The following is an 11,664-nucleotide window of genomic DNA, read 5'->3' on the forward strand; positions in this document are numbered from 1 at the left end:
GACCGGGAGTCAGGTGACCGGAGGTCGGGTGACCGGGGGTCAGGAGGCCTTGGCCTTCTCGTTCTCGGTCTTCTCGGCGGCCGGCTTCGCGGCGACCGGCGCCGGCTTCGCGGCCTCGTAGAACTCCTCGCGCGGGGACTCCAGCGCACCCAGCGCCACGACCTCGCGCTTGAGGAACATGCCGAGCGTCCAGTCGGCGAAGACACGGATCTTACGGTTCCACGTCGGCATCGCCATGCCGTGGTAGCCGCGGTGCATGTACCAGGCGAGACGGCCCTTGACCTTGATCTTCATCTTGCCCATGACGATCATCGCGACGCCCTTGTGGAGGCCGAGGCCCGCCACCGCACCCTTGTTGGAGTGCGAGTACTCCTTCTGCGGGAAGCCCCGCATACCGGAGATCACGTTGTCGCCGAGGACCTTGGCCTGCCGCAGCGCGTGCTGCGCGTTCGGCGGGCACCAGGCGTTCTCGACACCGGCCTTGCGGGCGGCGACGTCCGGGACCTGGGCGTTGTCGCCGGCGGCCCAGATGTAGTCGGTGCCCTGGACCTGGAGGGTCGGGGCCGTGTCGACGTGGCCGCGGGGGCCCAGCGGCAGGCCGTAACGGGCCAGCACCGGGTTGGGCTTGACGCCGGCCGTCCACACGATGGTGCTGGAGTCGACCTCGAGGCCGTTCTTCAGCACCACGTGGCCGTCGACGCAGGAGTCCATGGAGGTGGAGAGGTAGATCTCCACACCGCGGCCCTCGAGGTGCTCCTTGCCGTACTGGCCCAGCTTGGGGCCGACCTCGGGAAGGATCTTGTCGGCGGCGTCGACGAGGATGAAGCGCATGTCCTCGCGGGACACCGTCTTGTAGTACTTGGCCGCGTCCCGGGCCAGGTCCTCGACCTCACCGATGGTCTCCGCACCGGCGAAACCGCCGCCGATGAAGACGAAGGTGAGCGCCTTGCGGCGGATCTCCTCGTCGGTCGTGGAGTCGGCCTTGTCGAGCTGCTCGAGGACGTGGTTGCGCAGGCCGATGGCCTCCTCGACACCCTTCATACCGATGCCCTGTTCGGCGAGGCCGGGGATCGGGAAGGTGCGGGAGACCGCGCCGAGCGCGATCACCAGGTAGTCGAAGGGCAGCTCGTACGCCTCGCCGACCAGCGGCGCGATCGTGGCGACCTTGCGGTCCTGGTCGATGGTGGTGACCCGGCCGGTGAGGACCTCCGCCTTGGGCAGCACGCGTCGCAGCGGGACGACGACGTGGCGCGGGGAGATGTTGCCGGCGGCGGTTTCGGGGAGGAAGGGCTGGTAGGTCATGTACGACCGGGGGTCGACGACCGTGACGGTCGCCTCGCCGTAGCGCATCTTCTTCATGATGCGCCGAGCTGCGTACAGGCCTACGTACCCACCGCCTACTACGAGGATCCTGGGACGCTCCGTGGTGCTCATGCCATCGAGTATCCACCCGCTCGAGGGGGGTCGCTCGTGCGCCCCTTCACAAGCTTCCCGGGGGTGTGTGCTATCCTCCGCGACCCGCGTGATCCACGTCATGGCGCGGAGGGGGAACCAGCGTGTAGGGCATGGCGTTGTCAATGCCGCGTGAGCTGCCTCTCCGGGCTCGGAAGGGCTCCGTGAGGGCCGTCCGGGACCCCTTCCCCCGACCTCCGCGATACGTCCGCGCCCGCCTCTTTTGAACACGTTCACACGGGTGTTGAGCCCCCGGAAGGGTCAACGAAGACACGTCTGTCCTCCGACAGGGCCGAATTCCTTGTGAAGAACTTCACGAACTTTCCCGAGGGGGTGCCTCCGGAACGCGTCCGAGGGGCCACGAAGGGCCCCTCGGGTCTGCTCATTCGCGCATCCTGCCTGCTCAGCAGAGTGCAAGTAGCGGGTCCGCCGGAGTCACGCGATCGACCAGGCGATGCCGTCGAGGATGTCGTGCTCGCTCACGACGACCTCCTGCGCGCCGATCCGCTCCATGATCGCCAGCAGGACGAGCGCACCCGCCGCGATCACGTCCACCCGGCCCGGATGCATCGCCGGATGCGCCGCGCGCTCCTCGTGGGTGGCCCGGAGAAGCTCGTCGCTGATGCTCCTGACCCGGTCGAGACCGATCCGCGCGTGGTGGATCTTCGTGGAGTCGTACTCCTCAAGGCCCAGGGCGATCGCCGCGACCGTCGTCACCGAACCGGCCAGGCCGACCAGGGTGTGCGCCTCGCGCAGCGGGACCGTCCGCTCGGCGAGGTCGAGGGCGGCCTCGATGTCGGCGCGCATCGCGGTGATCTGCCCGGCGGTGGGCGGGTCGGTGACCTTCCCGTCCACGACCAGGTGCCGCTCCGTCATCCGTACGCAGCCCACGTCGACGGAGCGCGCGGCACGCACCCGGTCGTCGCCGACCACGAACTCGGTCGAGCCACCGCCGATGTCCACCACCAGGAACGGCTTGGCCAGGTCGGTGCGCCCCTTCAGTTCCTTCGTGGCGCCGGTGAAGGAGAACTCGGCCTCCTGGTCGCCGGTGATGACCTCGGGCTCGACGCCGAGGATGTCCAGCACCCCGCGCACGAACTCGTCCCGGTTCTCCGCGTCCCGGGAGGCGGAGGTGGCGACGAAGCGCAGCCGCTGCGCGCCGTACTCCTTGATGGCGGCCGCGTACTCCCGGCAGGCCGCGAAGGTCCGCTCCAGCGCCTCGGGGGCGAGCCGTCCGGTGCGGTCGACGCCCTGGCCGAGGCGGACGATCGTCATCCGGCGGTCCAGGTCGACCAGCTCGCCGGTCTCCGGGTCGGCGTCGGCGACGAGGAGGCGGATCGAGTTCGTACCGCAGTCGACGGCGGCGACCCGGGTCACCGGGCGGCCGCCTTCGCGTCGTCCCGCGCGGCCGGCACCACACACGTGCCCTTGCGCCACCACTGCGGGAGCATCTCCAGGGCCTCGTCGCCGAGGGGGTTCACACCCGGGCCGGCCGCCAGGGAGTGCGCGACGAGCACGTGCAGGCACTTCACCCGGTCCGGCATGCCGCCCGCGCTCGGGAAGTTCTTCAGTTCCTCGATCTCGTCCCGGCGCCGGACGTAGTCCTCGTGCGCGGCACGGTAGGAGGCGGCCAGCTCCGGGTCGGCCTGGAGCCGCTCCGTCATCTCCTTCATCACGCCGTTCGCCTCGAGCGTGCCGATGGCCGAGTTGGCCTTCGGGCACGTCAGGTAGTACAGCGTCGGGAAGGGCGTGCCGTCGGGCAGGCGGGGGGCCGTCTCCACGACGTCCGGCTCACCGCACGGGCAGCGGTGCGCGATCGCGCGCAGACCGCGCGGCGGCCGTCCGAGCTGCTGCTTGAAGGCCTCGACGTCCGCGTCGGTGGGCTCGGTGCGCGGGGTGGTCGGCGGGGGCGTTTCCATGCCTGTCTTTCTATCGGTTCCGGCAACCGGTTCTGACCACCGGTCGGTTCACCGGTCTCAGTTCACCGGTCGGTCGTTCACTGGTCGGCTGTTCACTGGTCCGAGGCGTCGGACTTGTCGACGCCGTCCCAGACGTTCGAGTACCAGGGGCGGTCGGCCGACCCGAGGTCGGCGCGGGACTGCCTGGCCGCGTCCGGGTCGATCACGACGAACCCGGTCTCCCCCGGCAGCACGTAGTGCAGCCGCTGCCGGATCTGCTGCTCGGCGTAGGCGTCGTCCTGCCAGCGCGCCTTGAGGTCGCGCAGCTGCTCGACGCGTTCGCTGGCCTGCCGCTTCTCGCGCTCCAGATCGGCGATCTCGGCGCGCTGGGAGACGTACTGGCGCATCGGGTAGGCCAGGGCCACGATCAGCGTGCAGAGCACGAGCGCGAGGAGCGCGGCACGGCCGGTGAGCCGGGAGCGGCGGGCCTGGCGCTTGGTCTGGGAGCGGTAGACCCGGGCCGCGGTCTGCTCGCCGAGCAGCTTGATCCTGGTCGCGGTGGAGAAACGGTCCCGGTCCTTCACGGCCACTGCTTCCCGCCTCCCGTCTCACACGTGCGTACGTCCCCGCACACGGTACGGGACCGGTACGGGGACGTACGTACGACTGGCGGAGCCTTGCCCCGGTTGGGGTCGGCGGCGTCAGCCCTTGATCAGACCTTGCTCAGCCCTTGAAGCGCGGGAAGGCGCTGCGGCCGGCGTAGACCGCGGCGTCGTCGAGGATCTCCTCGATGCGCAGCAGCTGGTTGTACTTGGCGACGCGGTCCGAGCGGGCCGGGGCGCCGGTCTTGATCTGGCCGCAGTTCACCGCGACCGCGAGGTCGGCGATGGTGACGTCCTCGGTCTCGCCGGAGCGGTGGGACATCATGCACTTGAAGCCGTTGCGCTGGGCCATCTCGACGGCGTCCAGGGTCTCGGTCAGCGAACCGATCTGGTTGACCTTGACGAGCAGGGCGTTGGCGGAGCCCTCCTCGATGCCGCGGGCCAGACGCTCCGGGTTGGTGACGAAGAGGTCGTCGCCGACGATCTGGACCTTGTCGCCCAGCTTGTCGGTGATGACCTTCCAGCCGGCCCAGTCGTCCTCGTACAGCGGGTCCTCGATGGAGACGAGCGGGTACGCGGAGACGAGCTCCTCGTAGTACTCGGTCATCTCGGCGGCCGAGCGGGACTTGCCCTCGAACTCGTACTTGCCGTCCTTGTAGAACTCGGACGCGGCGACGTCGAGCGCGAGCGCGATCTGCTCGCCGGGGACGTAACCGGCCTGCTTGATGGCCTCGATGATGAGGTCGAGCGCGGCGCGGTTGGACTCCAGGTTCGGGGCGAAGCCGCCCTCGTCGCCGAGGCCGGTGGACAGGCCCTTGGTCTTCAGCACCTTCTTGAGGGTGTGGTAGACCTCGGCACCCCAGCGCAGGGCCTCGGAGAAGGACTCCGCGCCGATCGGGGCGATCATGAACTCCTGGATGTCCACGTTGGAGTCGGCGTGCGAGCCGCCGTTCAGGATGTTCATCATCGGCACCGGCAGCAGGTGCGCGTTGGGGCCGCCCAGGTAGCGGAACAGCGGCAGGTCGCTGGCCTCGGAGGCGGCGTGCGCGACGGCGAGCGAGACGCCGAGGATGGCGTTGGCGCCGAGCGAGGCCTTGTTGTCGGTGGCGTCCAGGTCGAACATGGCCTGGTCGATCAGGCGCTGCTCGGTGGCGTCGTAGCCGACGAGCTCCGGGCCGATCTGCTCGATGACCGCGAGGACGGCCTTCTCGACACCCTTGCCGAGGTAGCGGTTGGGGTCACCGTCGCGGAGCTCGATGGCCTCGAAGGCACCGGTGGAGGCACCGGACGGAACGGCGGCACGACCCGTGCTGCCGTCGTCGAGGCCGACCTCGACCTCGACCGTGGGGTTGCCTCGGGAGTCCAGGATTTCCCGGGCTACGACGACGTCGATGGACGGCACGAGCATCTCCTTCTTGGGATGTGACGCTGGTTGTGCGGGGCCCAGGGGACTTGATGAGCCCTTGCTGAGCCTTGCGACTAGAGCCTAACCGCCCCGGGACCGTCGGCAGCCGACCGACCGTCCCGTGGACAGACAGACGGTACCTATTGTTTCCGCCCGGAACAAAGGGGGTGGCCGAGAAAAGCCGACAGGAAGTGACGAACGGGCAAAGAGAAACCCCGCTCCGGTGCGTACGGGGGAACACGCACCGGAGCGGGGGGCCCGTGGGGACGGGGGGTGACCCTCACGAGGTCTTCAGTGTGCCGACCTCGGATATGAGGGTGCTGTGGCTTCTCTGGGGGCCAGGTGTCATTTCGGGCGAAGCGTCACTGCGGGCCCGGTGTCACTTCGGGCCGAGCGTCACTTCAGGTGCAGCTGCTGGCCCGGGTAGATCAGGTCGGCCTCGACGACGATGTCCTTGTTCAGCTCGAACAGCTTCGCCCAGCCACCCTTGACCTTGTGCTTCTCGGCGATGGAGCTGAGGGTGTCGCCCTTGACGACCTTGTACTCGCCGTCACCCTTCTTGACCTTCTTGCCGGTGGGGGTGGTGACCGTCTTGGAGGCGGCCGGGCGGTCGGTCGAGCGGGAGGCGCTCTGCTCGTCGGTCGAGCGGCTGCTGGTGCTGCCGCCGTTCGACGAGCTGGAGGAACCGGAGGAGCCGGAGCCCGAGGAGGCGGCGCTCGAGCCGTTGTAGGCGGCGCCGGACAGGCCGGTGCCGCAGACCGGCCAGGCACCCTTGCCCTGACCCGCGAGGACCTTCTCGCCGATGGCTATCTGCTGGGACTTGGAGGCCTGGTCGGCGGTGGAGGCGTAGGCGGTGCCGCCGTACGCGGCCCAGGTGGACGCCGAGAACTGCAGACCGCCGTAGTAGCCGTTGCCGGTGTTGATGGACCAGTTGCCGCCGGCCTCGCACTGGGCGACCGTGTCCCACTCGGAGGCGGTGGCGGCGGAGGCGTTGCCGGCCGCCATCAGCGGGGCGGCGATGGCGACGCCGGTGACGCCGGCGAGCGTGGCGACGCGGGTCGCCTTGGAGGGACGGCGGTGCTTGCCCTTGGCGGAAAACAGCATGGTGGATCCCCTCACCGACGCCTGCGAGGTGAGCTGTCGGGTTCGGGTCGTGTGAGTTGCCCGGCCACTTCCTCGCCCGTCGGAGCGCTGCTCCGTGGGAGGTGTGGCTTCACCCCTAGCCGTTCCGGTCAACCGACCGGCGCGGCACTTACCTTGGGTCCCCCGCTCCTGCCTACGGCGCTTGACGCGACGACTGTTCCCGGTTCGTCGCTGGCAGGATTCGGCGTTGCGACGGCCGGGGCTCGGGTTGCCGAGCGGCCTCGACCGTAGACACGCGATCGACGGAATTTCAAAGACGATCAGGGCTTCTGAGACTCATCCCACACTTTCACCAAACCGGACATTCGGCGCGAAGCGTGACGTGAACTCCCGCTGTTTTTCTTGGGCTTTGCGCCCTATTCCACCCCTGTGTCGAGGGTCTGACCGGCGGCGATGTTGCTCGGGTCGACACCGATGAGGCCCCTGTTCTCGGCATAGAGGGCGCGCCATCCGCCGTCGAGACCAAGGGAGTCGGCGATGGACGCGAGGGAGTCGCCCTCCTGGACGACATAGGTGGCCGCGGCATGCCGGCCGGCGGAGGCGGGGGCGGTGCCGTCCACGCCGGTGCCGGTCGCGCTCTTGGTCGCGGCCTCGTCGGCGGTGGCGCCGCGGTGCTTGCCCGGGCCCAGGGAGCCGGTGTCGACGAGACTCCAAGAACCTTCGTCCTGGACGTATTTGTCCGAGTCGTCCGCACCCGGGGTCGCCGTGGGCGAGCTCGCGCCCGTCGAGCCGTCGCTCCGGCCGCCGGAACCGCCGGACGTGCCGGAGTCGACCGTGGCGGCGGAGGAAGAGGATGAAGGGGAGGAAGCGGACGCCGAGGGCGAACCGGAGGAATCAGCGGACGAGTCGGACGATCCGGCCGAGGAGTCGTCGTCGGCCGTGGAGCCCGAGGATCCGGACAATCCCCTGGACAGGTCGGACAATCCGGAAGACCCAGATGAGTCGGACGAGTCGGACGAGTCGTCCGCCACGCCGGTGTCCACGCTCAGCGCGCCGTTCTCCTGGGTGAGCCCGGAGGTCAGCCCGCAGGTGCCCCAAGCGCCGATCCCCTCGGCCGCGAGCACCTTCTGCGCGACGGCGATCTGCTGGCTGCGGCTGGCCAGGTCGGGGCTGGTCGCGTAGTCGAGGCCGCCGTTCGCCTCCCAGTCCTTCTGGGTGAGACTCAGGCCGCCGTACTCGCCGCCACCCTCGTCGGCACTCCACGAGCCGCCGGTCTCGCACTGCGCCACCTTGTCCCACACCGTGCCGTCCGCCGCACTCGCGCCGGAGGCGGCGAGCAGCGGGATGGCGATGGCGGAGCCCGTCACTCCGGCCGCGACAAGGAGGGCCGGGGCCTGGCGGGGGCGACGGTGACGACCGTTCCCGGAGAGCATGCGAAGGGCCTTTCTCTGGACAGCACTGACCGGCGCGGCGAGTGGAACCGATGCGTCGCGCTGACGAGAGAACGTATCGGCAGACGATCACTTGTCACAAGTTAATGCCGCGCAGATCACGTGAAGATCACAGACTTGAGTGTTGGTCACCTTTACTCCGCCGAACGGTCACACTCCGGCTGACATCCGGTCAGATGTGGATCGCTTATGAGCCGGAATGCACCGGAGTGAACTCGACCGGCAAAGTCCGCAGTCCGCGCATGATGAGCCCGCCGCGCCACCTCAACTCGGCCGGTTCCACGGCCAGTCGGAGATCGGGCAGCCGGGTGAGCAGGGTGGCCAGCGCGGTCTGGCCCTCCAGCCGGGCCAGCGGGGCTCCCAGGCAGTAGTGGATGCCATGGCCGTAGCCGAGGTGCTGGTTGTCACGGCGGGACAGGTCGAGGGTGTCGGGGTCCGCGAAGCGCGCCGGGTCACGGTCGGCCGCCGCCAGCACCACGAGCACGGGGTCGCCCGGCGCGATGTCCTGCCCGCCGATGCTCAGCGGCTCGGTCGCGAACCGCCAGGTGGCGAGCTCCACAGGACCGTCGTAGCGCAGGAGTTCCTCGACGCCCGTCTCGAGGAGGCCGCGGTCGCCGTCGTGCTCGGTGAGCGAGAGCTGGAGGCGTGCGCGCTGCTCGGGGTGGGTGAGGAGGGCGTAGGTGCCGTTGCCGATGAGATTGACGGTGGTCTCGAAGCCCGCGAACAGCAGGATGAAGGCCATGGCGGCGGCCTCGTTCTCGGTGAGGTGCTCGCCGTGGTCCGAGGCGCGGATCAGACCCGAGATGAGGTCCTCGCCGGGAGCCGGATCGGCGGGAAGCTCCGCGCGCTTGCGGTGGATGAGCTCCAGCAGATAACCGCGCATCTTCTTCACCGACCGCGCGACACCGCCCCGCGGGCCCCCGCCGTGCCGGATCATCATCCCCGCCCAGTCGCGGAAGTCGTCCTGGTCCTCACGGGGGACGCCCAGGAGGTCGCAGATCGCGTAGATGGGGAGAGGGAAGGCGAAGTCGTGGATGAGGTCGGCCTTCCCCTCGGCGGCGAACCGGTCGATGAGCTGATCCGTCAGCTCCTGGACCCGGGGCGCGAACTCGGCGACCCGGCGCGGGGTGAAGGCCTTGCTGACGAGCCGTCGCAGCCGGGTGTGGTCCGGCGGGTCGATGTTGAGCAGATGCGTCATCAGCTCGGCCTTGCGCTCACCGGGGATGCCGGTCTTGCCCTTGGCGTGCGCCGGTTCGTCGTGGTGCGCCGGGTTCTTGGAGAGCCGCTGGTCGGCGAGGGCCTGTTTCGCGTCGGCGTACCGGGTGACCAGCCAGGCCTCGACCCCGCTGGGCAGAACGGTGCGGTGCACGGGCGCGTGCTCGCGCAGCCAGGCGTAGGCGGGGTAGGGGTCGGTCGCGAACTCCCAGGTGAAGAGTTCGGGAGTGGTGCGGTCCTGGTGGTCTGTGTCGGGCTGCTCGGTCACTCCCCGACCGTAGCGGTGTCCTCGCCGCGCTCCGCGAGGGCCTTCCGCGCGGCGGGGTGCCCCAGGTCGGCGGCCTTGCGGTACCAGAGGGTGGCTTCGGCGGCGCTGTCCTGCTTCTCGAGGAGCAGCGCGAGCCGGTAGGCGGCGTAGGCGTCGCCGCGGGCGTGACCCTGCTCGTACCCCTTGCGGGCCTCGTCCGAGAACCCCATCTTCTCCACCACAGCGGCCTCGTGTGTGGCGTCCAGCCTGCCGTCGCCGGCGAAGTAGTCCGCGGCGTCGTCCAGGCTCTGCCGCGGCTTGCGGAGGCCGGCCAGCAACTCGGCGGCCCCCTCGTCGCCGTCGGCGGCGGCGCGGGCCAGCAGTACCTCGGCGGTCTCTTCCTCGTGACTCAGCAGGAAGGACACGGCCGCGCTGCGGGCCACGGGGGTGTATCCCTGCATCTCGGCACTTACGTAGAGGTCCATCGCCTCGCTGAACTCGCCGCGCCCCAGCAGCAGGTCCCCCAGCCGGTGTGTGGCCGCCATGTCAGCCTCGGCCGCCGCCTTGCGCAGCCACTGCTCGGCCAGCGCCAGGTGCGCCTCCCCGACCAGCCGCGCCTGTGGACCATCGGGCTTCGCCTCGGCCGCCGCCCGCAGATAGGGCAGCGCCTCCTCCGCCTCGCCCTGCCCGAGGAGCCGCTCGCCGACCTGTCCCGCCAGCTCCGTCCTCCCCGCGTCCACGGCCTTGCGCAGCCAGTCCAGCGCCGTCGCCTCGTTCTCGGAGAGCAGGCTCAGCATGTGCATCGCCCCGGCGTCACCGTCCTGCGCCCTGGCCGAGAAGACGAGGCCGGCGGTCGCACGGACGTTCAGGTGCACCCCGGTGTCGTACTTCGTCCCCTCCAGCGCACAGCGCCAGACGGTCTCCGGGACCGCCCTCGCCGCCGCCTCCTCCGCGTCGGCTACCAGCGAGCCGTACGGCCGCCAGGTCTCCTCGCTCTCCCCCACCCTCAGCGGCGCTCCCGGGACCAGCATCCCGGTGACCCCGTGCAGCGGCTGGACGGCCCAGTCGACGGCTTCCTGGAACGACTCCATATCCGGACGCCCCGCCCCGTAGCTGCGGCACGCCTCCTCCAGCAGCCGACGGGGGATGTCCCCGGTGACGCCACAGCGGGCGAGATCCGTCGCGGCTCTGATCAGCAGGTGACCGTACGGATGGCGGCTGTTGGAGCGGGCGGCCCGCTGCCACTTCGCCCGGAGTTCCGCGCCGATGGCCAGGTACTGGGTGACGCTGGTGGCGCCGCGTCGGTCGAGGGCCTCGCCGAGCCGGTCGTCGCGCAGCCCGGTCAGCCGCTCGACCTCCTGCTCGCTCCACCCCGAGCTCACCCGCTCCGACCGTGCCAGCGTCATCAGGCGGGACGCGGGTCCCTCTCCGAAGCGGTGCGTGTCGTAGGCGTCGTCGCCCATGGTGGCCACCACCGGGACCCCGAGCGTCCTCAGGTCGGCCAGCAGGCCCATCGTCAGGCCGTGCTCGCCGAGGTGGCCCTCCAACTCGTCCAGCCAGAGCACGTACGCACCGTCCCGGCCGCGCAGCAGGGCGGGCAGCCCGCGCAGGTCCGTGCCGGGGGCCGGCGCGTACACCCGGGTCCCGGGACCCGTCTCACGGACCACGGCCGCCCAGGCCGTCCTCGACTTGCCGGTCAGCGGGCCGCCCGTGATCACCAGCAGCCTGTCCCGCGCGGTCCAGCCCCGCAGCGCCTCGTCGATGTCACGGGGCACGTACGGCGGCAGCCCCGGGTCCGCCCAGCGCCGCCCCGCGGGCCGAACGCCCAGGGTCACCAGGTCGGCGTCCTCCACCGTGGGCCAGCCGGCGGGGTCGGGCACCCCGAAGACGCCGGGCGGCGTGGCGTAGGTGTGCTGGTTCAGAACGCCCACGACGGGGCCGTGGTAGTTGCCGCCGTAGTAGCCGACGGTGTCACCGGAGGAGGCCGGGGCAGTGGGCTCGGAGGGCTGGGGAGTGGGCTCGGAGGTCCCGGCAGCGGGGTCGGGGAGCCGGGCAGTGCGCTCGGAGGACACGGCAGCGGGATCGGGGAGCCGGGCAGTGCGCTCGGAGGACACGGCAGCGGGATCGGGGAGCCGGGCAGTGCGCTCGGAGGACACGGCAGCGGGCTCGGGGAGCCGGGCAGTGCGCTCGGAGGACACGGCAGCGGGATCGGGGAGCCGGGCAGTGCGCTCGGAGGACACGGCAGCGGGATCGGGGAGCCGGGCAGTGCGCTCGGAGGACACGGCAGCGGGATCGGGGAGCCGGGCAGTGG

The 11,664-nt window shown here is 70.5% G+C and carries 9 protein-coding genes and 1 riboswitch; all 9 genes read right to left on the reverse strand.

The features are described from left to right. Positions 1–39: 39 nt before the first annotated feature. Complete coding sequence (locus ACFVYS_RS24580; RefSeq protein ID WP_362265254.1) at positions 40–1,434, reverse strand: NAD(P)/FAD-dependent oxidoreductase; 1,395 nt, start codon at positions 1,432–1,434, stop codon at positions 40–42. Between the two features lie 453 nt (positions 1,435–1,887). Continuing rightward, positions 1,888–2,829: an exopolyphosphatase gene (locus ACFVYS_RS24585; RefSeq protein WP_389505205.1), complete on the reverse strand. Its 942-nt coding sequence runs from the start codon at positions 2,827–2,829 to the stop codon at positions 1,888–1,890. After that, complete coding sequence (locus ACFVYS_RS24590) at positions 2,826–3,371, reverse strand: DUF501 domain-containing protein (protein WP_389505207.1); 546 nt, start codon at positions 3,369–3,371, stop codon at positions 2,826–2,828. The genes ACFVYS_RS24585 and ACFVYS_RS24590 overlap by 4 nt, the downstream gene beginning before the upstream one ends. Before the next feature lie 92 nt (positions 3,372–3,463). Then, positions 3,464–3,940: a septum formation initiator family protein gene (locus ACFVYS_RS24595; protein WP_389505209.1), complete on the reverse strand. Its 477-nt coding sequence runs from the start codon at positions 3,938–3,940 to the stop codon at positions 3,464–3,466. A 133-nt stretch (positions 3,941–4,073) separates the two neighbouring features. After that, positions 4,074–5,360, reverse strand: coding sequence for a phosphopyruvate hydratase (gene eno / locus ACFVYS_RS24600; RefSeq protein ID WP_389505211.1), 1,287 nt, complete (start codon positions 5,358–5,360; stop codon positions 4,074–4,076). A 393-nt stretch (positions 5,361–5,753) separates the two neighbouring features. Then, positions 5,754–6,461, reverse strand: coding sequence for a transglycosylase family protein (locus tag ACFVYS_RS24605; RefSeq protein ID WP_389505213.1), 708 nt, complete (start codon positions 6,459–6,461; stop codon positions 5,754–5,756). A 3-nt stretch (positions 6,462–6,464) separates the two neighbouring features. After that, positions 6,465–6,651: riboswitch (cyclic di-AMP (ydaO/yuaA leader) on the reverse strand. A 205-nt stretch (positions 6,652–6,856) separates the two neighbouring features. Beyond that, positions 6,857–7,873, reverse strand: coding sequence for a transglycosylase family protein (locus ACFVYS_RS24610; RefSeq protein ID WP_389505215.1), 1,017 nt, complete (start codon positions 7,871–7,873; stop codon positions 6,857–6,859). 205 nt (positions 7,874–8,078) lie between these two features. Then, positions 8,079–9,374 carry a cytochrome P450 gene (locus ACFVYS_RS24615; protein WP_389505217.1) on the reverse strand — a complete coding sequence of 432 codons (1,296 nt, stop codon included), beginning with the start codon at positions 9,372–9,374 and terminating at the stop codon, positions 8,079–8,081. Then, a complete protein-coding gene (locus ACFVYS_RS24620) occupies positions 9,371–11,284 on the reverse strand; it encodes a hypothetical protein (protein ID WP_389505219.1) in 1,914 nt (637 codons plus the stop codon). Before ACFVYS_RS24620 ends, ACFVYS_RS24615 begins: the two co-directional genes overlap by 4 nt. Between the last annotated feature and the right edge of the window lie 380 nt (positions 11,285–11,664).

The sequence above is a fragment of the Streptomyces sp. NPDC058295 genome, assembly GCF_042880655.1.
Classification (GTDB): Bacteria; Actinomycetota; Actinomycetes; order Streptomycetales; family Streptomycetaceae; genus Streptomyces; species Streptomyces coriariae.

Coding starts and splice junctions, on each gene's coding strand:
- ACFVYS_RS24605 (WP_389505213.1), bottom strand. CDS start 6,461: ATGCTGTTTTCCGCCAAGGGCAAGCACCGCCGTCCCTCCAAGGCGACC.
- ACFVYS_RS24610 (WP_389505215.1), bottom strand. CDS start 7,873: ATGCTCTCCGGGAACGGTCGTCACCGTCGCCCCCGCCAGGCCCCGGCC.
- ACFVYS_RS24580 (WP_362265254.1), bottom strand. CDS start 1,434: ATGAGCACCACGGAGCGTCCCAGGATCCTCGTAGTAGGCGGTGGGTAC.
- eno (WP_389505211.1), bottom strand. CDS start 5,360: ATGCTCGTGCCGTCCATCGACGTCGTCGTAGCCCGGGAAATCCTGGAC.
- ACFVYS_RS24590 (WP_389505207.1), bottom strand. CDS start 3,371: ATGGAAACGCCCCCGCCGACCACCCCGCGCACCGAGCCCACCGACGCG.